A 24,114-nucleotide genomic window follows, 5' to 3' on the forward strand; every position below is an offset into this window, starting at 1 on the left:
AGCCACTACCTGGCGCCAGGTATTCGGAACCCTGCTGATAGTTGCCCAAAAAGCATATTGCCAGCTAGTTGTGCTGCACGCACAGGCCCCAAAAACGCCCAAAAACAACGCGCGCCAGGCTTGCTGACTGGCAGCAAACCTAGCGCGCGGAGCGAAGGGTAACTTTCGTAATCGACCAAAGGCCGCGGGCGGCTCGACGGCCGGCGGGCTAGGCCGGCTCGGGCACCGCGCCGCCGGCTACTACCGTCAGCATATCGGCAGGGCTGAGGTAGGTGCGGGCCAGCGCTTGCAACTCGGCGGCGGTGGCGGCCTGCGTGCGGCGCACCAGCTCGGCGTAGTAGTCGGGGCGCAGGCCTTGCAGCACCACGTAGCGGTAGCGGTCGGCCTGCTCAAACACGGTGGTGGTTTCGCCCAGCAGCTTGCCCAGCGTGTAGTTTTTCACGGTTTCAAGCTCATCGTCGCCCAGCGGCTCTTCTTGCAGGCGGGTAAGCTCGTAGGCAATTTCGCGGCGGGTAGCGTCGGCACTCTCGCCATTGACATCGGTGCCGATAACGAGCGAGGCCGCCCGCTCGCGGGCCACCACGCTGGCGTGAATGCCATAGGTAAAGCCCTTGTCCTCCCGAATATTACGCATCAGGCGCGAGCCAAAGTAGCCCCCTAGTATTTTCACCAGCAGCAGCAGCTCCGGCGTTTGCGCCTCGGTGAGGGCTGGCCAGCGCCGGCCCACCCGCAGCGACGCCTGAATGCTGCCCTCTACCGGCACGGCCACCACGCTGGCGGGCGCGGCAGCGAGGGCAGCGGCCGGGGCCTCGGGCGCGGCCTGGGGGCTAGCGGCGGGCTGCCACTGGCCCAGCCCGGTGGCCACCGCGGCGGCCGAGGCTGCCACATCGCCGCTCAAAAAAAGCTCGGCCCCGGCCGGCGCGTAGGCCGTGGCGTGGAAGGCGCGTAGCTCGGCGGCCGTGAGTTGGTTGAACGAGGCTTCGTCGAAGGGGCGGCCGTAGGCCGAGTCCTCGCCAAACAGCTGGCAGTTCATTGCCTCACTGGCGCGAAAGCTGGTTTTCTGGCGCTCCACGCGCATGTTCTGGCTGATGCGCTGCTGCATCTGGCGCAGCTCGGCCTCCGGAAAGCTGGGCGCCGCCAGTACTTCCTGCACCAGCGGCAGCAGCGTGGGCAGGTGGCGGGCCAGGCAGTAGAGCGTGAGCGTGGCGCGGTCGGGGCCAGCCTCGCAGTCGAGCGACGCCCCGTAGAAAGCCACCATATCGGCAATTTCGCGGGCCGAGCGCGTGGCCGTGCCCTCGGTAAGCATGCGGGCGGCTAGCTGCGCCAGGCCCGGCAGCGGCTCGTGGCACTTGCCGGCGGGCAGCACCACTTGCAGGCGCAGCACGGGCTGGGCATCGTTGGCGAGCAGGTGCAGGCGGGCGCCAGTGGGCAGGTGGCTCACCACGGGGGTGGGCAGCACCACTTGGGTAAGCGGAAACGTGGGCGGGGGCTGGAGGCGGTTGAGCACGGGAAACGGGAAATCAGAACCGGAAGAAAATGCGTTATGCACAAAGAACGTCATGCTGAACAAAGTGAAGCATCTCAGCCGGACCATTGGAGTAGTAACCAATGAAACGGCAGAGATGCTTCACTTTGTTCAGCATGACGTTCTTTCTAAACGTCAGCCAAGCTATACAAGCAATAATTAATTCGGCAGCGTGCCCTGGGTGCCGCCGGCGCCCTTCTCGTCGAAGGCATCGGCCAGTTTGTTCAGGTTGAAGTGTAGCGATACCCGGATGGTCTGGGCCAGGGGGTTGGCCTGCGAGTTGGGCACCAGGTAGGTGCCATCGACGCCGAATACCGACAGGCGTGCGCCCAGGCCGAAGCTCAGGTACTGGCGGTCGCCGGTATGCGGGTTTTCGTAGAAGTAGCCCACGCGGGCCGCAATGGTATTGTTGTACCAATATTCGAGGCCGCCGTGCAGGTTTATTTCCTGCAATTCACCCTTGAAGCCGCCCGGCGCATCGCTGAACGAGTTGAAGATGCCCGACACAATGCCCTGCTGCTGGCGCGCGTCGTTGGTGGCCTTCACGCTAGCCGCATTGGCGGGGTTGTAGGGGTCTTCGTAGTAGGGCGAGGGCACGAGCAGCTTGGTAGCGTCGAAAACCAGCGTAATCTTGTTGTAGGTGTCGATTTCGCGGGTGATGGCCGTGCCAATGCGTAGCTGCGTAGGCAGGAAGCTGGCGTTGTTGGGGTCGCCGTACACCATCTTGTTGCCAATGTTGGTGATGGCCGCGCCGAAAGCCAGGTTGTACACGCCGGTGCCAATGGTGGCATCCTTGCTGTAATACAGGCCCAGGTCGGCGGCAAAGGAATTGCCGGCCTGCGCGTCGTTGCCGGTGTAGTTGCCTACCAGGTTCGAGCGCACGTAGCGGGCCGAGATGCCGAGGCCGAAGTTTTCGCCCAGCTTCTGGCCGTAGGACACCGTGAAGGCATATTCCTTGGGGTTGAACGAGCCGTTGGGCAGGTTGCTGCCGTCGCGGTAGTCAATCTGCCCCAGGCTGAAATACATGAGCGAGGCCGCAATGGCGCCGCGGTCGCCGAGCTTGCTGTAGCCCGAGAGGTAGCTCAGGCTCATGTCGTCGGTTATCTGGCGCAGCCAGGGCGAGTAGGAAGGCGAGATGGCGTATTTATAATCCACGAAGCCCAGCTTGCCGGGGTTGTAGAAGGCGCCGTTGGCATCGGGCGAGGTGGCCACGCCGGCATCGCCGAGCGCCGCGCCCCTCGCGTCGGGGCTGAGCGTGAGAATGGGCACCGCCGTGGTGATGGTGTGCAGGTCGGCGGTGGCTACCTGGGCTAGCGCGGCCGGGGCGGCCAATGCAAGCAGTACCGGCGCCAGGCCTAGCGTACGAAAAAAAGTCATATGGCTTGGTAAAGGACTATTTATAGGAGGATTGACGCCCGGCAAAGGGTTGCAAAATGAAGGAAAACAGCGAAAGCAGCGGGCAGGCGCACGAAGGTGGCGAATACTAAAGCTTAATTCAACAAAACTAGCTTCTCAAACTTGGTGGCGGCCTGGCCATCGGGGGTGCGCACGCTTACGCGGTACACATACACGCCCCGCGCCAGCTGGTCGTTGTAGTCGTCGCGGCCATCCCAGGTCAGCGCGGCATCCCGGATGGTGCTAGGTACGTGGCTGGTGCTGGATGGGATTGTGGTGCGCAGGGTTTTTACCAGGCGGCCCGCTACCGTAAAAATCTGCACCTGCACGTCAAGCTCTGTGCCCGGCCGCGACTGGTCGAAATGGAAGGTAGTGAAGCTGCTGAACGGATTGGGGTAGTTCAGCACGTGGTCGAGGGCTAGCTGAGCCGATTGCTCCGCAATAAAGTCAATCGTTCCTTCGGCCGAATTATTGTAGGTGTCCCACGCTTTTAAGCGGATGGTGTGGGGGCCGGGCGCCAAGTCTTTGTACAAATAGCGTACCCGGCCCGACATAAAGTTGTCAACGTCAGCCGTGTACGAGTCATTCACCGTCACGAGCTTAGTGAGGTCATTGTCGAGCGTCGCCGTAATGTCGTGTCCAATTCCGGCATTCGAGGTGTTGATGCCCGACTTGTCGGTGAGGTGCGCAATGAAGAGCGGACTCAGCCCCGTGATACCGCCCGACACAAACGTTTCGTCGGTCATGAAGAGCTGCACCACCGGCGGTGTGGTATCGCTGGCAGCTCCGCGCGCGGCCCCGCCCACCAGGGCCGGCTGGTAGCCCTGGGCATCGACCTTGTTGGCCATGTCCTGCGCGTAGAGGCTGATTTTGCCCCGGCCCACGTTGTAGGCAATGTCTTTGGGCACCACAAACTTGACCGAGAAGCGCCCGCCGCGCACCGTAGCCTGCCCGCCGTAGATAACGTTTTCCTGCGTCTCGACCGGCACCGGCGTCGAGCCCTGGTCGCCGAGGGTGGTCACGGTCACCGGCTTATCAAAAATCGTGATGTCGGCCGTGCCGCCGAAGCTTGTATTTAGTACCCCGGCATTCTCGATGTGGCCGCTTAGCTGCACCTGCCCCAGCGCCTGCAGGGTTTGCAGGCTGTCGGGGGCGCTGGCGAAGGTGCGGGCCTTGTTGGGGCCCACTTTTATCGAGTCGAGCACCACACGCTGGCTCGGGTAGGCTAGCCGCGTGGTGGGGTCGGCCAGCAGCGTGTAATTACGGTTGTTGAGGTCGCCGCTCGGCGATTGATTTTTGGCCGTGCTGGCCGCGAAGCCCAGGTAGGGCAGCGCGCCAGCCGCGTTGCGGGCTAGCACCTGGGTGTAGAAGTTGTTGACTATTGTCGTGTTATGGTAAGAGTCAACTACCCGCGTCGTCGTAAACAAGCCTACTGCGCCGCCGGTGGCATTGTCAGTCAGCACCAGCTCGCCGGCCGAAGTCAGGTCGGGGTTATCGTAGGTGCTCAGGTCGCAGGTGCCGGTTACGAAGAACGTGAGGCGGTTTTGGTTGTGCAGGGCCAGCAGCGAGGCGCTGGTAATGATTTGCTCATCGGCGAGGCCGCGCGGCCCGCCGTGGCCGGTGTAGCCTATCAGCAGCGAGCCCTGCTCCAGCGATTCGTCGATGGCGGCTACGGCGGCCGGCGAGCGCTGCCCGGCCGCTACGCTCACCTGCGGAAACAGGTCGAGATAGTCTTTGCGCAGGTTGTAGGCCGGTTCAGCCTGCTTGATGCTGGCCGCGAAAATCAGCTCTGAATCATTCACGAAGCCGTTGTTTTTCTCCACATCGGTGTCGTCGGCGGTGAGCGTAATGCGGTTGCGCCACTTGCCAAAGCTGGCGGGCGAATCGTAGGCAATCAGTTTATCGACCACCTGCCGGGCCTGGCTGTCGTCGGTACGCTGCCCTACCACGGTGCGCACCGGCAGGCGGCCAATGCCGATATCGGTGGCCTCAAATGTGGTACCAGCCGTTTCCAGCCATTCACCCTCGCTGTCATCAAGCAGGCCGTAATAATCCTCCGACGAATAGCTGTTATCGCCCTCGCTGTTGTTGCGGGAGTAGCTAATCGGCAAAAACGACTCGCGCGACTCGTAAGTCGGCACGAAGTTCTGGTTGGCCGCGTCGGGGTTGTTGCTGGTGGCGAAGGGCCGGCGGCTAGCCCACCACGCGGGCTCCTGGGCGGCATCGTTGTAGGGCGATGACTTATAATCGTAGGAGGCATCGCCGAAGAGCAGCAGCGCGTTGCGGCGGCTGGTGGGGTCGGGGTTGCGGTCGTACACCTGCTTCATCAGGTCGCGGATGGCCGTGGCATCCTGCCCGCCCGAGCTGTACTCGTTGTACACCTCCTTGGTCGTTACCACGGCCACTTGCAGGCCGTTGTAGTCGCGCCGGTGCTGGGCCAGGCGCTCGGCCTGCGCCCGGAAGGGCGGGTAAGTCACAATCACCAAATCGAGCTTGCCGTCTTTGTTGAGCGCGTGCAGGTTCTGGTTGGCCACCTTGCCAAAAAGCCGGGGCGCGTCGAAGGTGCCGGCGGGCTGCACGGCCACAAATTCGCGCAGCGAATCGGTGTAGGCCAGGAAGTTGCCATTAGCGTCGAGCGCCTGGCCTAGCGGGCGGCGCGGGTTGGTAACGTCCCACACTTGCGCGCCGCTGGCGTTGGCCAGGGTGAAGGTGCCCACGGTATTGGCCCCGCGCTTGTAATTGAGGGAGTTGAACTCCAGGTACGCGCCGCTGAGCCGCAGCTGGCGCTTCACCACCAGTTCCAAATAATCGAGGTAGCCGGTGCCGGTGGGGTCGAAGGAGGCGAAGCTCAGCGTCACCTTGGGGTCGGTGAGGCCGGCTGGCGTGGCAATGGTGAAGGTGCGAAAGTCATTCACCGCCACCGAGTTGAAGGCACCAGTGGGCAAGCTGGGCAGCGACTGTGCCCCTAGCGTGGCCCCGTTCAGCGCCACCGTAAACGTGCTGCTTTGCAGCGCCGTGCTGGCCACAGCCACGGTCAGGCGCAGGGTATCGCCGGCCACGAGGTCGGCCAAGGCCTGATTGCCATCGCCACTGAACACAAAATCACGCGAGCTATTGGTGCTGTTGCCAAACGACTCGCCCAGCCAGCGCCGGCCCGAGTGGAGCACGTTTACGAGGTCGTGCTCGTAGAAGCGTCGGTCGAGAAACGTGGTAATGGGTGCGCCGATGGCCGGCCGGCCAGGGGCCGCCACCGTGGCAATGCGCCGCCCATTGGCAGCGCCAACCCGCACAAAGTAGTAGGCCGTGTCGCTGTAAAAATTACTGATGTGCTTGAAGCGACCACCCTCGCCCAGCAGCCCGTACAGGCCCGGCTGCCCTAGCGCGGCCGCCCGCGCCGGCTGGCTGGCCTGCCAGGTGTGCGGCCCCTTGGCGTAGAATAGGAAGTACTCGCCCGCATCAAACGTGGCGTCGTTGTTGCCCACGAATAGGATGTTGTTCTCGGCCAGGTCGTCGGGGCGGGGCGCGGCGTTGGCCTGGGGCAGCAGGCCCATGGCGTTGCCATAGAGCTGAATACGGCGCGGGTCGAGGCTGGCCACGGGCAGGCCCAGGTTTTTGAGCGCGGTTTGGTCGAGCTTATACACGCCGCTGCGCGGCACCCCAATTTTGTACCAGTCGCCGGCGCTCAGCACCGACGTATCGACGTGGGTGCGGGCGGTGGTGCGGGCGTTGGCCCCGCTAGCCACCGTTTGATAGGCATAAGTGAAGGATAGCAGGCGCTCGGCCTGGCCGGTCTGGGGGTTGCGGCGCACGGGCTGCACCAGCACGTAGGAGTAGGGCCGGCGGGCCTCGGTGCCGGTGCGCAGCTGTAGCTCCGGCGCAGCCGGCAAAGTGGTGTTGCCCAATAGCTTAACGTCGGCGGCGGGGAAGGCCTCGTACACGGCATCGCGCAGCTCGCCGCCAGCCAGGGTGCCGGGCAGGCGCAGGGTGTAGGTGCCTAGCACCTGGCCCGGGCCGTGGTAGGCACCCCGGAAGCTGGGCACGCGGCGCGGCTCCGCATCGGGGTCGGCGGCGGGGTTGCGCAGGCTGGCGTAGGTGGTCCAGCTCAGGGTTACGGGCACCGTTTGCGCGCCGCTGCCCTGGGCCAGGGCGGGCCGCACGAAGCTAGCCAGCACCCCCAGCAACAGCATCGAGAAAAGGTTTCGCATAAATACAACCAGCTTAGGCCCGTGGGCACTCCTCAAAAATACGCCCGCTGCCGCGCATTCCCGCACTGGCTAACTACCGCCAGGCCCAACTTATTGCGGGCTGCCAGGGCTAGCCTCCAGGCCCTCGCGGCTGCGCACCCGGCCCGGCACCGACAGCAGCACATAAAGCAGCACCGCCAGCGGAATACCCGCCGCCCGCAAAGTGATAACCAGCACCAAGGCTAAGGCCACAAAGATGAACCGCCGCCGGTTGCCCAGCCACTTCAGGTTCTTGAATTTCAGGGCAAAAAGCGGCAGCTCGGCCACGAGTAGGCCCGAAAGCAGCACCGCAAGGCCTAGCAAGAGCCAGGGGTTGAGAATAATATTCTTCACCCCAAATTGGTCATTAGCCAGAATAAGCGGCAGCGAGGCTACCACCAGTGTGCAGGCCGGCGTAGGTAGGCCGATGAAGGAAGTCGTCTGGCGAGTGTCGTTGTTGAACTTGGCTAGCCGCAAGGCGGAGAAGATAGTAACGAGAAAAGGCAGGTAAAGAGCGAAGGGCCAGAATGGCGCCGCTCGCGGTTCGAAGAATGGCTGATTAAGGGTAAAAGTCATACCCATCAATTCATATAGTATCGCCCCCGGCACTACCCCAAACGATACCATATCGGCTAGTGAGTCAAGGTCTTTGCCGATGGGCGACGACACGCGCAGCGCCCGCGCCAGCAGCCCGTCGAAGAAGTCGGCCACGGCGGCAATGCCCACCAGGTAGGCGCCCATTACCAGCTCGCCCCGGAAGATGAACGTGAGCGCCAAGCAGCCGCACAGCAGGTTGAGGCAGGTAACGGCGTTGGGAATATGTCGTTTCAAAGGAGTAGCGGCTAGGCTGTTGAGAAAGATGTGTGGGGTAAGGCGCCGCGCAAGAGCCCGAAAAATACGTTACGTCAAAAACGGGTTGCTCCGGCGCTCGGCCCCAATAGTAGTGCTAGGCCCGTGGCCGGGATATACTACCGTCGTATCGGGCAAGGTTAATAACTGGCTTTTAATGCTTTGAATAAGCGTAGCATGGTCGCCGCCCGGCAGGTCGGTGCGGCCGATGCTGCTTTTGAACAGCACGTCGCCGCCCACCAGCTGGCCGCCCGCCGCGTCGTAAAGCACCACGTGGCCGGGCGCGTGGCCGGGCGCAAAACGCACCTGCAACTCGCTTTCGCCCAGCTTAATAACCTGGCCGGCCGCCAGCTCGCCGGTAGGCTCGGCGCCTTCGTAGGCGGGGAAGCCGTAGGGGCCGGCGTAGGTGCCCACGGCCCGCAGCGTAGGCAGGTCGAGGGTGTGCAGCAGGAACGGGATGCCGGGGTACTGCCTCAGTACGAAGGCGTTGCCGAGCACGTGGTCGATGTGAGCGTGGGTGTTGAGCAGGTACTGCACGTCGAGCTTTTCCTGCTCGATGTAGGCGCGCAGGGTTTGCTGCTCGGCCGGCGAGTAGGCCCCGGGGTCCACAATGGCCGTGGCGCGGGTGGCCTCGTCGATGAGCAGGTAGGTGTTTTCGCTGAACGCGTTGAAGGTGAAGCTGACAATCCGGAGCATGGCGGCAAAGGTATTAGCCCCGGCCGATGGGAGCCCGCCTTCACCCGCCCGCCAGGGCTAGCGGCGTACTTTGCTGCTACGAATGACTGATTTTACCGACTTCGATTACCTGCTCATCGGCCACGGCATTGCCGGGGCGGTGCTGGCCCGCGAGCTGCGCGCCCGGGGCCAGCGCGTGCTCGTCTACGACGAGCCCCGGCCCGACGCGGCCTCGCGCGTGGCCGCCGGCCTCATGAACCCCGTGGCCGGCAAGCGCTTTGCCCTCACCTGGCGCGCCCACGAAACGCTGCCCGCAGCAGTGGCTTATTACCAGGCGCTTAACGAGGAATTAGGCGAAGAATTTTTTCAGGCCACCCCCATCCTCAAGGTATTTGGCTCGGCCCAGGAGCAGGCCCAGATGCTGGCCCGCGCCGCCGACGACCCCTGGCAGGGTTTCGTGGAAAAAATCGAAACCGAGTCCATCGCGCGCGCCGGCCTGCTAGCCCCGCACGGCGGCGCGTGGCTGCGCGGCGGCGGCCACCTGCGCGTAGAAGCCCTGCTGGCGGCCCTGGCCAGCCGGGGCCGCGCCGAAGGCTGGCTGCGCGAAGAAACTTTTACTTGGCAGGCGCTCGTTGCCGACGGCGCGGGGGTAGCCTACGCCCCGGGCCGGCTGCGGGCCGGCCACGTGGTGTGCTGCACCGGCGCGGCGGCCCTGGCTAGCCCGCACTTTAGCTGGCTGCCCCTCACGCCCAACCAGGGCGCGGTGCTCGACGTGGCGGTGCCCGGCCTCAGTGCGGCGCAGGTTCTCAATCGGGGAGCCTACGTGGTGCCGGCGCCCGCGCCGGGGCAGTTTCGGGTGGGGGCTACCTACCGCTGGCCGCCCTTTGCCGAGGTGCCGGGCGATGACGACCAGCGCGAGCTGGCCGGGCGCCTGGCTAGCCTCACACCCTTGCCCTTCGAGGTGCTGGGCGAGCGGCGGGGGGTGCGGCCCGCCGTGCGCGACCGCCGCCCGCTGCTGGGCCGCCACCCGGCCCTGCCGTGGCTGAGCCTTTTCGGAGGCTTTGGCTCGAAGGGCGTGAGCCTGGCCCCGCGCCTGGCCAGCCTGCTGGCTGACTACCTGGGCGGTAGCGGCGAGCTATGGCCCGATGTTACCTTAGCCCGCTACTACCCGCTTTTTTCCGCCGCCCCGGGCTAGCCCAGGTACCAGACTGGCCCCCGGCGGCGTTCTAGTAAAACCCCCGCCGGTCCAATTTGCGTGGCGGCGTTATCTTCCCTGGGCGCTCGCTCTTTCTGCCATAATCTGACGCTATTTGCTGTGAATTTTTTCCAATCCTTCGGCCAGCGCCCGGCTGGCTTTCATCGCGGTAAAAGTCTGAAGCTGGCCGTGGGCCTGCTGGGGCTGCTGGCGGCCACCCCCGGCCGCGCCCAAACGGCGCAGGAACCCTTCGGCCGGGTGCGCATTCAGTACAAAAAATTGCAGTGGGAGCAGTTTTCGACCCAGAATTTCAACGTGTACTTCTACGCCGGGGGTGAGGCCAGCGCCCGCCGCACGGCCCAGTATGCCGAGCAGGAATTGCAGCGCATTACGGCGCTGGTGGGGTATTTCCCTTACAGCAAAACCACGCTCATGGTCTACAACTCGGTGGGCGATTTGCGGCAGAGCAACATCAACCTGCCCGTGGCCAACGCCGTGAGCGGCGGCGAGGCCCAGCTAGCCCGCCAAACCAAGGTGGAAGTGGCCTTTGCGGGCCGCCAAACCGATTTTAAGCGCGACCTGAGCTATCAGATAACCCAGGTGCTGCTCAACGATATGATGTACGGCGGCTCCTTGCGTGAGGTGCTGCAAAGCAATTACCTGCTGCAGCTGCCCGGCTGGTTTGTGGAAGGTGCTTCGGCCTACGCCGCCGAGGGCTGGAGCGTAGACATGGATGCCTACATGCGCGACATGGTGCGCCAGTACCCCACCGGCAACCGCACGGCGCCCTTTTTCCAGCGCAACCCGCGCCTGGCGGGCCACAGCATCTGGAACTACATTGCTGAGCGCTACGGCTACGGTACGCTCCAGAACGTGCTGAATCTCACGCGTATCACCCGCGACGTAGAGGTCGGCATTGCGTCGTCCTTGAATGTGCCGTACAAGGTGTTTTTACGCAACTGGGTCAGCTACTACCGCGACATTAATACGGGCGGCTCGCTGGCTAGCCTAGTGACGCCGGCCGAGGCCAACCGCCTCAGCAGCCGCAATAAGCGCGGGCTGGAGGTGTTTTCGCAGCCCGTATTCAGCCCCGATGGCCAGCACCTGGCCTACGCCGTGAACGACCAGGGCCGCTACCGCGTGGTGGTGGCCAACCGCGACGGCTCGCACCGCCGCACCATTTTGCACGGCGGCTACCGCACCCCCGACCAGCAGCTGGAAAATCGCCTACCGGTGCTGGCCTGGCGCGGCAACGCCCAGCTGGCCGTGGCCGAAATGCTGCACGGCCGCATGGTGCTGCGCCCCCACGAGGCCCTGAGCCTCGATTTGCCCGGCCGCATCAGCCGCACGCTGCGCCTTAAGCCACCCACCACCATCTTCGCGCCCTACGACCAGGTGCTGGATATGAACTACTCGGCCGATGGCAAGGCCTTGGTATTTACGGCGGTGCAGAATGGGCAGAACGATATTTACCTGCTGCGCGCCGGCAGCCGCCAGCCCGAGCGCCTCACCAACGACCTGTTCGACGACCAGCAGGCGGTGTTTTTGCCCAACGGCCAGGAAATCGCCTTTAGCTCGAATCGCTACCTCGACTCGACGGGCCGCGCCCGGCCCGCCACGTTCCCCAACGTGGTGAATAATTACGACCTCTTCCTCTGCCACCTCGATGGCCGGCCCGTGCCCATCGAGCCCCTGGTAAGCACCATCTCTAACGAGACGCGGCCCCGGCCGGTGTCGGATGATGAGATTGTGTACCTGGGCGAGGAAAACGGCATCCGGGGCTTGTTCCGCTACTCGCGCAAAACGGGCCAGCACCAGCCGGTGAGCAACTTCGCTAACAATATTCAGGACTTCGACCTGAGCTTGCCATCGGGCGCGCTAGCCTTCATTCCGCAAGTGCAGTCGCGCGATTTGCTGTACCTCTACCCGCAGTTTCCGCTGCCCACCGACTTGGCAGTGGGCAAAACTTCGCGCCAGCGCATTCTCGAAAACCGCTCGCAGCCCGCGCCGGCGCCCGTGCGGCCCGCCGCCGCGCCAGCTACCCCGGCGGCACCCGCCACCCCAGCCACTAGCCCGGTTACCGCGTCCGACGGTAGTGCCCCGGTGGCTGGTACTGCGCCGGCCACCACTACCCCAGCCGGCCCCACGGCCCCGCGCCGCAGCAGCACGGCGCCGCTCAACCCCAACAACTATCAGTTTGAGGAAGATGAGGACGTGACGCCGGTGCGCCCGCGCCGCAATGCCAAGGCCATTACCTCCACGGCGGCCACGCGGGCGGCGGCAGCTATGCCCACCATCAGCGGGCCGTATCGCTACGACACGCGCTTTATGGCCGACAACCTGGTGACGGGCGTGGCCATCGACCCGCTGCTGGGCTTCGGTTTTTCGCTCCAGGCCAATTTGTCGGATGCGTTTGAGAATCAGCGCTTCCAGGCCAGTGTGTTTGCCCAGCTCGACTTGCGCACGAGCAACATCAACGTATCGTACACCAACCTCACGCACCGCGTTGACTGGTCGGTGGCCTACCAAAAGCAGGCGTACTTTTTCGACGCCGGTGGGGCCGGGCAGCAGTTTCGCTATGGCCGCCACTCGGTGTCGCCCATCGTGGCCTACCCGCTTACCCACAACCTGAGTTTGCGCGGCGGCCCGCGCTACGACAACATCTCGCGCTCGCTTACGGGCGTGCCCTCCACGGAAGGTGATTTGAACCGTAATTATCTGGGGTTCAATGCGGAGCTGGTGTTTGATAACTCCCGGGCTACGGGCGTGAACATGCTGCTGGGCACCCGCCTGAAGGCCGGCGTGCTGCAGATGAACGACCTGGGCGCCAAGAACAACAACTTCGGCAAGTTTTACATCGACCTGCGCCACTACCAGAAAATTCACCGCTCGCTGGTGTGGGCCAACCGCGTGAGCTACGGGCAGTTCTTCGGGGCTGCTGAGCGGGGCAACAGCCCGCAGCAGGTCTTCCGCCTGGGCGGCATGGACAACTGGGTGAACCAGCAGTACTCGGGCGACCGCCTGCTGGCCCCCGCCGGCCAGGTAGTGCCCGACCCCACCAGCATCTTCTACCAGCAGTTTGTTACCAACCTGCGGGGCTTTGACCTGAGCCGCCAAACGGGCACGCGCTACGTGCTGCTCAATAGCGAGTTGCGTTTCCCCATTGTGCAGTATTTCTCGAATAAGCCCATCTACTCGGGCTTCTTCCGCAACCTCCAATTCATCGGCTTCTTCGATGCGGGCACGGCCTACCGCGGCACCAGCCCCTTCGGCGAGGATAACTCCAATACCACTGTCAACTTCGGGGGCAACGGCAACCCGTTTTCGGGCACCGTTACGAGCTACACCAGCCCGGTGCTGATAGGCTACGGCGTGGGCATCCGCTCCACGGTGCTCGGCTTCTACACCAAGTTTGACCTGGCCTGGGCCCAGGAAAACTACGTGACGTCCAAGCCCAAGCCCTACTTCACGCTCGGCCACGACTTCTAGGCAATGGGTGAATGAGCGAAGGGGGAATGGGGGAATGAACGTAACATCATTCACCCATTCCCCCTTCGCTCATTTACCCATTGTATCTTTGCGCCCGTGTCGCTGCCCGCTGAAATCTGGTTATTGCTGTTGAAAGACCTGCGCCTGGAGTGGCGGCAGCGCAGCGCGCTAGGGGGCCTGCTGCTCTACGTGGGCGGCACGGTGTATATCAGCTACCTCAGCTTTAGCTTTCGCGGCGGGGCGCCGCCGGCCCCGGCTTGGAACGCGCTTTTTTGGGTTATTCTGCTCTTCGCGGCGCTCGGCGCGGCGGGGCGGGGGCTGGCCCAGGAGTCGGCCGGCCTGCGGCTGTACTACTACACCGTGGCTAGGCCCGAAGCCGTGGTGCTGGCCAAGATTATTTATAATGCCTTGCTGCTGTTGGCCTTGGCCATTCCGGGGCTGCTGCTCTACACGCTGCTGCTCGGCAACCCCGTGCAGGACTGGCCTACCTACGTGCTCAGCATTGCGCTGGGGGCCGTAAGCCTGGCCTCGTCGCTGACGCTGGTGGCGGGCATTGCGGCGCGGGCGGGGCAGGGTGGGGGCGGCACGCTGCTGGCCGTGCTGGGCCTGCCGGTGCTGGTGCCCGTGCTGCTGCTGCTGGTGAAGGTGAGTAAAAATGCCCTCGACGGCCTGCCCTGGGAGGCTAGCCAAAGCGCCATTATTACCCTGGTGGCCCTGAACTTTATTGTGGGCGCGGTGTCTTATCTGTTGTTTCCTTTCCTGTGGCGCAGCTAGGGGCTGCCCGTTTTTATAGAGACACTATGCCCGACTCTGCTAGCCCGCTCACGTTGCCGCCGCAGGCTTTTGCCCGCCGCGACGAAGCGCCCGACAGTGAGTTTTACCGCTTCGAGCGCCTCGTTACGCACATCGACCCGGCGGCGGTGGCGGCCGTTACGCAGCTCTATCGGCAGTACTTTCCGGCCGGCGGCGCTATCCTCGACCTCATGAGCAGCTGGGTTAGCCACCTGCCCGCCGAGGTAGCCTACGGCCGCGTGGCCGCCCTGGGCATGAATGCCCGCGAGCTGGCCCACAACCCGCGACTCACCGAGCCGGGCATCGTGCAGAACCTCAACTCAACCCCGCGTCTGCCCTACGGCGATGCCGAGTTTGACGGCGCGGGCATCTGCGTGTCGGTGCAGTACCTCACGCAGCCGGTCGAGGTATTTAAGGAACTGGCCAGGGTGCTGCGGCCGGGCGCGCCGCTGGTCGTCACGTTCTCCAACCGCTGCTTTCCCGACAAAGCCGTGTATGCCTGGCAGGCTCTCGACGATGCCGGCCACGCGGGCTTGGTGAAGCATTATTTTGAAGCCGCCGGCTTCAGCCTGGCCGAGGTATACGCCCATCGCCCCAAGCACGGCGACCCGCTCTACGGCGTGGTAGCTAAAACGCCAGTAGTGAGCAATTAAAGGATACCTGACTAATGGAAAAAAAAGTAATTATCCAAGCTGTAGCAGGCATTTTAGGCACAGTGATTTACTGTTTAGCTGTTCTATGGCTGAATAAGCAATTGGTGAGTCGGGCACGTTGGTGGAAGTGGGCGGCAGCTGGCTTGTTACTCTATACAGCAGTGATGGGTCTTTTAGGCCATGTGCCGCGCTTACCAATTCTGAACGAAACGGAGCGTAATCTGTACTTCCACGTGCCTATGTGGTTCGGGATGACGACTATTCTCCTTATCTCGGTTATAAATTCAGTATTGTACCTGCGCAACCCTAGCCCGCGCCTCGACATCCTGGCCCACGAGTCGGCCAAGACTGGTATCTTGCTCGGGGTGTTGGGCTTGATGACCGGCAGCCTGTGGGCGCGCTATACCTGGGGCACTTGGTGGACCACCGACGTGAAGCTCAACGGTGCGGCCGTGACCATGCTTATTTACCTGGCTTATTTAGTGCTGCGTGGCGCCGTGCAAGACGAGCAGCAGCGTGCGCGCCTTTCGGCCATCTACAATATTTTTGCGTTTGCGGCGGCCATTCCGTTGTTGTTCATCATGCCCCGCATGGCTTCGGCGTCGCTGCACCCCGGCATGGGCGGCAACCCGGGCTTCTCAAAGTATGACCTCGACAGTGCCATGCGCCTGGTGTTTTACCCGGCCGTTATCGGCTGGACGCTGCTAGGGGTCTGGATTACGGAAGTGGCCTGCCGCTTCGCTTTTGTTAAAGAGAAAGTCTATGAAAAACAAGACAAACAACTGGCTTAACCGCGGCTTCGCCCTGCTTTTGCCGCTGCTGCTCTTAGCCGGTACCGCCCTGGCCCAAACCAATGCCGTGGCCGCCGACCAACCCGAAATGGCCGACGCCCTGCGCGCCAGCGGCAAAATCTACGTGGTGGTGCTTGTTATCGTCATCATCCTCAGTGGCTTGCTAGCCTACCTGGTGCGCCTCGACCGCAAGGTGAGCCGCCTGGAGCGCGAGGTAGAAGGCCGCTAGAGCAGGATGTGGGATAAGCTTTGGCTTGTCCATCGTTGCGGCCGCCAGGCAAGTTAAAGCTTACCCTACACGTAAATTTATACTATGAAAAAGTCGCACATTTTTGTTTTGGTGGTTATCGCGGCGGCGGTAGGCATCATTATCAGCACTATGTCGGATGCCAGCACGTATTCGACCTTCACTATTGCCCGCCAGCAGGCGGCGGCCGGCAACCTGGCCAAGGTGCACGTGGTGGGCACCCTGCCGCGCGACGCCGACAAGCGCCCCGTGGGCCTGGAGTACGACCCGATGGTGAACCCCAACTACTTCGCCTTCACGATGGTAGATACACTGCACGTGGCCCAGCGCGTGGTGTACCGCAACCCCAAGCCCCAGGACCTCGACAAGTCGGAGCAGGTAGTGATAGTGGGCGCCATGAAAAACGGCGTGTTCGAGGCCGACCAGATTCTGACCAAGTGCCCGAGCAAGTACGTGGAGAAAGACCTGGGCAAAACCGGCCCGCCCGCTACGGCCATGACTACCCGCCGCTAGGCTCGCAGCAATACCAATAAGGCTTGTCATGCTGAACGCAGTGAAGCATCTCGCCCGTATCGTTGAGGTTAGTATCCTAACGGTGCGGGCGAGATGCTTCACTGCGTTCAGCATGACGATTGTTTTAAGTCTGCTCATCTCGCTAGCCCACGCCCAGGTACCCAACGACAATATCGAAAACCGCCGCCCGTTGCGGGCCGAGGAAACCATTACCTCCAGCACTGTGGGCTGTACTGTGCAGCGCGCCTGCGTAGATGAGCGCCTCACGGGCAAGTGCATCGAGTATCACAACGACCAATGGTTTGAGTTTCGGCCGCCGGCCACCGGCACATACTACGTGAATATTGGTGGGCAGCGCTGCCGCGCTGTGCGCGGCGTGCAGCTAGTGGTGCTCACGGGCACGCCGTGCCAGCCGGCCACGTACCGCCTTTTGTCGTGCACCTCGCTAGGCACCCAGGATAACTTGTTTGTGCCTTTGCCCAACCTGCAGGCCGGCCAGGCCTACCTGCTCGATGTGGACGGTTATCTCAAGGATTATTGCAGTTTTACGCTGCAGGTAAGTGGGCAGGCGCGGGGCCTGCCGGTGGTGCCCGCGCCTGCCGTGCCCCAGGGCCTGCCCGCCATGAGCCGCGTGGTGACCCTAGCCTGGCAAGTACCCGACTCGCTCAGCGCTGCTCGCTACTGCCGGGTGCTGCGCCGCGAGCTGCACGAGTTTCGGGCCCGCGAAATCAGGCACGAGCCCTTGGTAACCAATACTTTCGGCCAGCACCAGCTAGCGTACAGCATTGCCGATACCTTACCCAGCCCCGGCCAGTACCTCTACCAGGTGGTGGCCGAAGGCGACCCCGCCGATGGCCCGCCTACGCTGCTGCGGCAGCAGTGGCTGGCCTATAGCCAGCTGCGCCCCATTATGCCCGGGGCAGTGGCCGCCGATGTGGCCTTTCTGGAACTGCCGCTAGGGCGCTACCCGCGCCGGGCGCAGCTGGCCGTGCTCATCAGCGACCCCACCACTGGCCGGGTGCTGCGCCGACTGCCGCTGGCCCTGGCTCCGACTGCTAGCCCTGGCCAGGGCCGCGTCTACGCCCAGCCCTGGTTCGATGCGGGAATTCGGCAGGTGGCCGTGGCCATTACCTGCTACCCGCCCGGTGGCGCGCCCTACACCGAGCACCTGCTGCTGCCGGTAAGTACGCCGAAACCCTGAGCAAAATGTGTTATTAATGAATAAATTAACGCTACTCAGTAGCGTTGCCAGCGGGCTGGCCGGCGTAGCTAACGGCTAGTGGGCCAGTAAAATAAGAAGCAAACATGAAAGCCAGGAGCGTAAATTGACTGCCTGGCCGCCCGGCTTTGGTGGCCTTGGCAATGCCGCTTTTAGGCCTATCTTTCAGCCGGTTTCTGCTAGGCCCGCTTATTTATTCTTTATTCGTATGAGTTCTTCCGCTACTGCCACGGCACCCCTTGCCCAGCTGGCCTGCGTGGTGGTGGACGACAATGAGATGAACCGGCTGGCGCTGGAGCATTATGTGAGCATAACGGAAGGCCTGACCCTGGCCGGCACCTTCGCCGATGGCGTAGCCTGCCTGAATTATTTCCGGTCGGGGGGGCGGGCCGATATTCTGCTGCTCGACATCACCATGCCCGAACTCACGGGCCTCGAACTGGTGCGCATTCTGCCCCAGCCCCTGCCCGATGTAGTGCTCGTGACCTCGCACCGCGACTACGCCGTGGATGCCTTTGAGCTGCGCGTGACCGACTACCTGGTGAAGCCGCTCGACTACGCCCGCTTCAGCCGCACCGTCGACCGCATCCGGAGCCAGCGCGCCGCCCTGGCCCCGCCCCCCGCCGAAGCCGCCGAGGCCATGTTTGGGGCCGATGGCAACACGCTGTTTCTCAAGATTAACAACCGCCTGATGCGCGTCAATTTTGACGAGGTGCTGTATATCGAGGCTATGTCGATGTATTCGGTGCTCGTCACGCTCAAGCACAAGCACATTGTGTACGCCACGCTCAAAACCTTTGAGGAGCGCCTGCCTTTCGCGCATTTTGTGCGCGTGCACCGTTCCTATATGGTAAATACACAGCTCATTGAGGCCATCGAGGATAACCAGCTGCAGCTGCCCGGTGGCCACGAAGTGCCCGTGGCCAAGGCCTACCAGGAAAGCTTTTTCAAACGCCTGCGCGGCATTTAAAAAGGGATAGAAATTAAAAGAGCGGCAGCTAAAAGGCTAAGCATTCAGTAGCCTTTTAGCGCCGCTCTTTTGGCTTATAATTCCCCGGGCAGCTCCCGTAGTACATTCTCCACGGCGGCCAGCAGCTGGGTGGTGGCTAGCTGGCGGGCCGGCTCGTCGGGGGTGGGCAGCTGGGTGGGCGGCGGCTCCAGAATGTGCATGGCCGCAATAGCACTTTCGATGCTGAGCGTGAGTAAGTTGGGTTTGATGTGGTGCACCAGCTCGGCCACCAGCAGCCAGTCACGGGCCTCGGCGGCGGCCCGTATCTTGTCGAGGCTAGGGGGCATGTGCGTCAAAAAGGAGTTGACCATGCCGGTCACAAAGGCCTGGTTGCCCTTGGCATCGTGGTAAAGCTTGGCCAGGGTATAGGCCGGGGGCGGGGCCAGCGCCAGGGCGACGGTGGGCTGGCGCAGCAGGTTGATGAGCTTGGCGTAGAGGTGCTCCTCGGCAAAGGGCTTGGCGAGGTAGTCGTCCATGCCGGCGGCCAGGTATTTTTCGTTGTCGCTGCGAAACACGTTGGCCGTAAGGGCCAGCACCGGCACGCCGGCGCGGGCGGGGTCGGGCAGCTGGCGCAGCTGCTGCGTTACCTCGATGCCGCTCAGGTGCGGCATCTGAATGTCCATCAGCACGGCGTCGTAAACGTTTTCGAGCAGCTTGTTCAGGGCCACGCGGCCATCCTCGGCCTCATCTACCTCCACGCCCCATTGCAGCAGGTGCAGGCGCGCCACGGTGCGGTTGATGGGGTTGTCTTCGGCCAGCAGCACCCGCACGCCGCGCAGCTGCCCGGTGTCGAAGGCATCGGCCAGCACCGGCTCGGGCTGCTGGGTTTTGAGCAGCGGGATGGTAAACGAAAACGTGCTGCCCTGGCCCAGCTTGCTGCTCACGCTCAGCTCGCCGCCGAGCTGCGTCACGAGCGCCCGGCTGATGGTGAGGCCCAGCCCGGTGCCGCCGTAGCGGCGCGTGGTGTCGGCATAGGCCTGAGTGAAGCTCTCAAAAATGCGCTCCAGCGCCTCGGGCCCGATGCCAATGCCCGAGTCCTGCACAGTGAAGCGCACGAGGTATTCCTCGTCGGTTTCATCCACCAAAAAGCTGCGCAGCCACACGCTGCCGCTGGTGGTGAACTTGATGGCGTTGGAGAGCAGGTTGAGTAAAATCTGGTTGAGGCGGAAGGGGTCGCTCAGTACCCAGGGCGCTTCGTCGGCGGCGAAGGGCTTGAAGCCGAATACCAGCCCCTTCTCCTGGGCCTGCAAGGTGAGCGTGGCCACGGCCTGCTGCATCGAGTCGTGCAGGTGAAAGGCCACGGCCTCCATCTCCAGCTTGCCCGAATGAATTTTCGATACGTCGAGCACGTCGTTCAGCACCCCCAGCAGGTGCGTGCCCGAGCTGCGAATAGTGCGCACAAACTCCTGCTGCTGCGGGCTGAGGCGGGTTTTAGCCAGCAGCGCGGCCATGCCCAGCACGCCGTTCATGGGCGTCCGAATTTCGTGGCTCATGTTGGCCAAAAAGTTTTCGCGGGCCTTGGCGGCTTCTTCGGCGGCCAGCTGGGCGGCCTTTAGGGCGGTGATGTCGGTGCTGACCCCTAGTACCTGTACCGTGCCATCGGGGCGCACCAGCGGGCGCTTGATGGAATAGAACCAGCGCTCCTCGCCCGTGGGCGAGGTCGAGCGCTCTTCGGCCACTACCTCGCGGCCGGTGGCCAGCACCTGGGCATCGATGGCGGCGTACTCGGCCGCTTCGCGCTCCTTGGCGCGGCGCACCTGCTCGGTAGGCGCAAAAAGGGCCGCCTGCTCATCCAGCTTAAACAGGGCCCGGTTGCCAAATACTACTTCGCCCGCGGCATCGCGCACGTACACCGGGCTAGGGCTGGTGTTGAGCACCTGCTCCATAAACTCCTGCTGCTCGCGGCGCTCGGCCTCGCTGCGCTGGCTGCGCTCCTCGGCCTGCACGCGGGCCGTCACGTCGAGGCCGCTGCCCAGCATGTAGGGCAGGCCCTTGCCCGCGCCCGCCAGCACTTTGAACTGCCGCTGGTGGTGCATTTCGCCGCCCGGCACCGGGGTGCGGTCGACCCAGCTCACGGGCTCGGTACTCGCCTCGGCCAGCTCAAACATGCGGTCGCGCTGCTCGGCCAGCTCCATCGGAAAGCCGTAGCGGGCGCAGTACTCGGCCAGGGTGCGGCCGGGCAGCCAGGCGCGGTGCTCGGGGTCGGGCACGGCCTGGGGGTTCACGTACACGTAGCGGCGCTGCTCGTCGAGCACGGCAATCTCCACGGGCACCTCATCAAGAATGGTTTCGTAGAATTTGCGTTGTGCGTCGCGTTGGTTTTCAGCCTGTTGGTGCTGCGTTACATCGCGGTAGCTCAGCAGCCAGCCCGTGGCTTCGCCCAGGGCTACGGCCCGGGCGTCGCGCTCCAGCACGCGCCCATCGCGTAGCCGCAGCAGCGTGTTCGGGATGTAGTCGGCCCGCACCGTGGCCAGTTCGGCAGTGTAGGCCTGCGGGTCGTCGAGGTAGGGCTGCATCAGCGCCGTGAGTTGGGTAGTGGGCAGCCCTACGCACTGGCTGGCGGCCAACGGCAAGCCGAGCAGGGTGCAAAACTGGTCGTTGGCCAGCAGCACATTCTTGTCAGCATCGAGCAGCAGCAGGCCATCGCGCAGGCCACTGGCTAGGGCAGCCAGGTGCTGGCGGGCCTGGGCCGCCTCGGCGCGCGCCTGGGCCAGGGTGGGCTTGGGTGGGGCAGGGGGGGCGGGGCTGGCGGCCGGCAGCGCGCCGGCCGCCGCCGGTAAGGAACCAGGAGCAGGCATGGGGTGTAGAACTAAAACAGCCGTCAAGGTAGACAAAAAACCGGCCTGCGGCTTTAGGTAGCAGGCAGCCCGGTGCGATGCACCCCCGCCCGCCAGGCGGTACCTTTGCCAAAAAACCAGCTAGCTCGTGAATTTACTTATCGGAAACCTCGGTCAGGCCAGCGTCATTCTGGCCTTCGTGGCGGCGGCAGTGGCCGCCTACGGCTACTTTCAGGCGGCGCGGGGCCGGGCCCTCGGCCAGGCCGACGCAAGCTGGCTGCGGCTGGCGCGGGGCGCGTTCTTCGTGCACGGCGCGGCCGTGGTAGGCGTGGTGTTCTGCCTGTTCAACATCATCTACGCCCACCGCTACGAGTACTACTATGCGTGGTCGCACTCCAGCAACCACCTGCCCATTCACTTCATGATTTCCTGCTTCTGGGAAGGCCAGGAGGGCAGCTTCCTGCTCTGGATATTCTGGCACGTGGTGCTGGGGCTAGGCATCATGAAGTTCAATAAGCAATGGGAAGCGCCTGTGCTAGCCGTGTTTGCCACGGTGCAAGCCTTCCTGGTGAGCATGATTTTGGGCGTAGTCGTAGCTGGCGTCAAGATTGGCTCATCGCCCTTCATTCTGCTGCGTGACTTTATGGTGGACCTGCCGGTGTGGAAGATGAACCCCGATTTCGTGCCCAAAGACGGCTCGGGCCTCAACCCATTGCTTCAGAACTACTGGATGGTGATTCACCCGCCTACGCTGTTCCTGGGCTTTGCGCTCACGCTGGTGCCGTTTGCCTTCGCCATTGCGGGGCTCTGGAAAAAAGAGCTTACGACCTGGGTAAAACCCGCCCTGCCCTGGACCGCGCTAGGGGGCGCCGTGCTCGGCATCGGCATTATGATGGGCGCCTACTGGGCCTACGAAACCCTGAATTTCGGCGGCTTCTGGAACTGGGACCCCGTGGAGAACGCCGTGTATATTCCGTGGCTCGTGCTCATCGCGGCCCTGCACGGCATGGTGCTGTGGCAGCGCCGCCGCACGGGCCTGCGCACCGCGTATGCCCTGGTGGTGGCCACGTTTGTGCTCATTCTCTACGCTACTTTCCTCACGCGCAGCGGCGTGCTAGGCAACGCCTCGGTGCACTCGTTTACCGACCTCGGCTTGTCGGGCCAGCTGATTATTTACCTGGCTTTCTTCACGGTGGGCGCCATTGCGTTGCTGGCTAGCCGCTGGAAAAGCATTCCGGTTTCGGAGAAAGAACTGGATGCTTACAGCCCCGAGCTGTGGGTATTTGTGGGCGCTACGGTGCTGTGTCTGGCGGCCTTCCAGGTGGTGGCTACCACCAGCATTCCGGTGTATAATTCCTTCTTAGGCTTCATCGGCATCAAGTCGAACCTAGCCCTGCCGGCCGACCAGATTCAGCACTACACCCGCATTCAGCTGTGGGCGGGCGTGCTGATTGGGTTCGTGTCGGGCATCGCCCAGATATTGTGGTGGCGCCCGGCCAAGGAGCCAGTTATCAATGCCCTGGCCACGCCCACTATGCTGGCGCTGCTCACTACCTCGCTCGTGGTGTTGCTCACGCGCTATTTTGGCCACACCATGTCGGCCCCGTATGTGGTGCTGCTGCTAGCCGGGTTGTTTGGGGTAATGACCAACGCGGCGGCCATTTTTGGGCTGTGGCGGCGGCGGGTGCAGCTCTCGGGTGGAGCGGTGTCGCACCTGGGCATAGCGCTCATGCTGCTGGGCATTCTGGCCTCGGCGGGCTACTCCAATATCATCTCGCGCAACACGAGCGGCAAGCTCATCTCGCGCGACATGGACGACAAGGGCAACGAGGAAAACGTGCTGCTGTGGCGCAACGAAACCGGCGCCATGAACGGCTACGACGTGACCTACAGCGGCCAGTACCTCGAAGTGCCCGGCCTGCCCGACTACGTGAACACGCAGCTGCTCTACCGTACCGACGACGAGTACAAGGCCGTGGCCAGGGGCGAAATCAAGCAGGGCGACAAGGTGTACTACCACACCGGCGACTCGCTCACCATCCGGCCCGAAAATACCTACTACCGCGTCGAATACAACGACAAGAAGACCGGCCAGAAATTCACGCTCTTTCCTCGTGCCCAGGTCAATGAGGAAATGGGCGGCCTGCTCGCCTCGCCGGCCTTGCAGCGCTTCTGGGACCACGATATCTACTCGCACATCTCGTCGGTGCCCGACCCGCGCAAGGAAATTCCGTGGAGCGCCGCCGTGCCGCACGAGCTGGCCGTGGGCGATACGCTGTTTTTGAACGACTACTTCGCCGTGTTCCGGGCCATCGAGCAGGCGCACGACGTGCCGGGCATCAAGCTGGAGAAAGGCGACATTGCCCTGCAAGCCGACATGATTATCACCGGCGAGAAGGGCCGCGAGTACCACGCGCACCCGGTGTTCCTGCTGCGTGACCGCCAGGTGGGCCGCGTGCCCGAAATTGTGGAAGACCTGGGTCTCAAAATCAGTCTCGACCAAATTGACCCGGTAAAGGGCAAGTTTACCTTCGCCATCGCTACCACCGGCAAAGACTATATCATCCTCAAAGCCACCGAGAAGCCCTTCATCAACTTGCTGTGGGGCGGCACGCTGCTCATGGGCCTGGGCTTGGTGCTGAGTATGCGCCAGCGCAAAGCCAGCCGGGCCGCCGCCGTGGCTAGCCCCGCCGAAGTAGCCGGCCGCACTGGGGCCGCCCGCCCCCAGGCCGTAGCCTAATGCCCTGGCCAAACAGAAACGG

The 24,114-nt window shown here is 63.3% G+C and carries 16 protein-coding genes; 10 read left to right on the forward strand and 6 right to left on the reverse strand.

Translation table 11 applies throughout. The annotated features are described in order from the left end of the window. Nucleotides 1–208 precede the first annotated feature (208 nt). From Q5H89_RS07845 to Q5H89_RS07865, 5 genes are all read right to left on the reverse strand, one after another. Nucleotides 209–1,507 (reverse strand): M16 family metallopeptidase, encoded by a 1,299-nt coding sequence (locus Q5H89_RS07845; protein WP_305018737.1) that lies wholly within the window; start codon nucleotides 1,505–1,507, stop codon nucleotides 209–211. A 177-nt stretch (nucleotides 1,508–1,684) separates the two neighbouring features. Beyond that, nucleotides 1,685–2,902, reverse strand: coding sequence for a type IX secretion system outer membrane channel protein PorV (gene porV / locus Q5H89_RS07850; protein WP_305018738.1), 1,218 nt, complete (start codon nucleotides 2,900–2,902; stop codon nucleotides 1,685–1,687). Between the two features lie 113 nt (nucleotides 2,903–3,015). Beyond that, complete coding sequence (gene porU / locus Q5H89_RS07855; protein WP_305018739.1) at nucleotides 3,016–7,125, reverse strand: type IX secretion system sortase PorU; 4,110 nt, start codon at nucleotides 7,123–7,125, stop codon at nucleotides 3,016–3,018. Between the two features lie 90 nt (nucleotides 7,126–7,215). Then, nucleotides 7,216–7,974, reverse strand: coding sequence for a CDP-alcohol phosphatidyltransferase family protein (locus tag Q5H89_RS07860; protein ID WP_305018740.1), 759 nt, complete (start codon nucleotides 7,972–7,974; stop codon nucleotides 7,216–7,218). Nucleotides 7,975–8,043: 69 nt separating this feature from the next. Next, nucleotides 8,044–8,688 carry an MBL fold metallo-hydrolase gene (locus tag Q5H89_RS07865; RefSeq protein ID WP_305018741.1) on the reverse strand — a complete coding sequence of 215 codons (645 nt, stop codon included), beginning with the start codon at nucleotides 8,686–8,688 and terminating at the stop codon, nucleotides 8,044–8,046. Nucleotides 8,689–8,770: 82 nt separating this feature from the next. Here Q5H89_RS07865 and Q5H89_RS07870 point away from each other — a divergent pair, with 82 nt between their 5' ends. The 9 genes from Q5H89_RS07870 (at nucleotide 8,771) to Q5H89_RS07910 (ending at nucleotide 18,536) form a co-directional block, all read left to right on the forward strand. Continuing rightward, nucleotides 8,771–9,862, forward strand: a complete 1,092-nt coding sequence (locus Q5H89_RS07870) for an NAD(P)/FAD-dependent oxidoreductase (protein ID WP_305018742.1) — start codon at nucleotides 8,771–8,773, stop codon at nucleotides 9,860–9,862. Between the two features lie 120 nt (nucleotides 9,863–9,982). Further along, nucleotides 9,983–13,351 carry a hypothetical protein gene (locus Q5H89_RS07875; protein ID WP_305018743.1) on the forward strand — a complete coding sequence of 1,123 codons (3,369 nt, stop codon included), beginning with the start codon at nucleotides 9,983–9,985 and terminating at the stop codon, nucleotides 13,349–13,351. 96 nt (nucleotides 13,352–13,447) lie between these two features. Further along, on the forward strand, nucleotides 13,448–14,125 hold the full coding sequence (locus tag Q5H89_RS07880; protein WP_369810646.1) for a heme exporter protein CcmB: 678 nt from the start codon (nucleotides 13,448–13,450) through the stop codon (nucleotides 14,123–14,125). 26 nt (nucleotides 14,126–14,151) lie between these two features. Beyond that, on the forward strand, nucleotides 14,152–14,796 hold the full coding sequence (locus Q5H89_RS07885) for a methyltransferase domain-containing protein (protein ID WP_305018744.1): 645 nt from the start codon (nucleotides 14,152–14,154) through the stop codon (nucleotides 14,794–14,796). 104 nt (nucleotides 14,797–14,900) lie between these two features. Continuing rightward, nucleotides 14,901–15,587, forward strand: coding sequence for a cytochrome c biogenesis protein (locus Q5H89_RS07890; RefSeq protein ID WP_369810647.1), 687 nt, complete (start codon nucleotides 14,901–14,903; stop codon nucleotides 15,585–15,587). Beyond that, the gene (locus Q5H89_RS07895; RefSeq protein WP_305018745.1) at nucleotides 15,559–15,816 is read left to right on the forward strand and encodes a CcmD family protein; all 258 of its coding nucleotides are present in this window, start codon (nucleotides 15,559–15,561) and stop codon (nucleotides 15,814–15,816) included. The genes Q5H89_RS07890 and Q5H89_RS07895 overlap by 29 nt, the downstream gene beginning before the upstream one ends. Nucleotides 15,817–15,900: 84 nt before the next feature. Continuing rightward, nucleotides 15,901–16,347 (forward strand): cytochrome c maturation protein CcmE domain-containing protein, encoded by a 447-nt coding sequence (locus tag Q5H89_RS07900; protein ID WP_305018746.1) that lies wholly within the window; start codon nucleotides 15,901–15,903, stop codon nucleotides 16,345–16,347. 112 nt (nucleotides 16,348–16,459) lie between these two features. Then, entirely contained in the window at nucleotides 16,460–17,548 is a 1,089-nt protein-coding gene (locus Q5H89_RS07905) for a hypothetical protein (RefSeq protein ID WP_305018747.1), read from the forward strand. A gap of 226 nt (nucleotides 17,549–17,774) precedes the next feature. Continuing rightward, a complete protein-coding gene (locus Q5H89_RS07910; protein WP_305018748.1) occupies nucleotides 17,775–18,536 on the forward strand; it encodes a LytR/AlgR family response regulator transcription factor in 762 nt (253 codons plus the stop codon). A 74-nt stretch (nucleotides 18,537–18,610) separates the two neighbouring features. On the opposite strand, the gene Q5H89_RS07915 is transcribed toward Q5H89_RS07910, so the two are convergent. Continuing rightward, nucleotides 18,611–21,373 (reverse strand): PAS domain-containing hybrid sensor histidine kinase/response regulator, encoded by a 2,763-nt coding sequence (locus tag Q5H89_RS07915; RefSeq protein WP_305018749.1) that lies wholly within the window; start codon nucleotides 21,371–21,373, stop codon nucleotides 18,611–18,613. A gap of 127 nt (nucleotides 21,374–21,500) precedes the next feature. On the opposite strand from Q5H89_RS07915, the gene ccsA reads away from it, so the two are divergent. Next, complete coding sequence (gene ccsA / locus Q5H89_RS07920) at nucleotides 21,501–24,092, forward strand: cytochrome c biogenesis protein CcsA (protein WP_305018750.1); 2,592 nt, start codon at nucleotides 21,501–21,503, stop codon at nucleotides 24,090–24,092. The last annotated feature ends 22 nt before the right edge of the window (nucleotides 24,093–24,114 follow it).

Origin of the sequence: Hymenobacter cheonanensis (genome assembly GCF_030581075.1) — a bacterium.
Lineage (GTDB): Bacteria > Bacteroidota > Bacteroidia > Cytophagales > Hymenobacteraceae > Hymenobacter.

Excerpts from the sequence above, each read along its gene's own strand:
- Q5H89_RS07870 (WP_305018742.1), top strand. The coding sequence starts at position 8,771 with ATGACTGATTTTACCGACTTCGATTACCTGCTCATCGGCCACGGCATT.
- porV (WP_305018738.1), bottom strand. The coding sequence starts at position 2,902 with ATGACTTTTTTTCGTACGCTAGGCCTGGCGCCGGTACTGCTTGCATTG.
- Q5H89_RS07905 (WP_305018747.1), top strand. The coding sequence starts at position 16,460 with ATGACGATTGTTTTAAGTCTGCTCATCTCGCTAGCCCACGCCCAGGTA.
- porU (WP_305018739.1), bottom strand. The coding sequence starts at position 7,125 with ATGCGAAACCTTTTCTCGATGCTGTTGCTGGGGGTGCTGGCTAGCTTC.
- Q5H89_RS07885 (WP_305018744.1), top strand. The coding sequence starts at position 14,152 with ATGCCCGACTCTGCTAGCCCGCTCACGTTGCCGCCGCAGGCTTTTGCC.
- Q5H89_RS07900 (WP_305018746.1), top strand. The coding sequence starts at position 15,901 with ATGAAAAAGTCGCACATTTTTGTTTTGGTGGTTATCGCGGCGGCGGTA.
- Q5H89_RS07915 (WP_305018749.1), bottom strand. The coding sequence starts at position 21,373 with ATGCCTGCTCCTGGTTCCTTACCGGCGGCGGCCGGCGCGCTGCCGGCC.
- Q5H89_RS07865 (WP_305018741.1), bottom strand. The coding sequence starts at position 8,688 with ATGCTCCGGATTGTCAGCTTCACCTTCAACGCGTTCAGCGAAAACACC.
- Q5H89_RS07895 (WP_305018745.1), top strand. The coding sequence starts at position 15,559 with ATGAAAAACAAGACAAACAACTGGCTTAACCGCGGCTTCGCCCTGCTT.
- Q5H89_RS07910 (WP_305018748.1), top strand. The coding sequence starts at position 17,775 with ATGAGTTCTTCCGCTACTGCCACGGCACCCCTTGCCCAGCTGGCCTGC.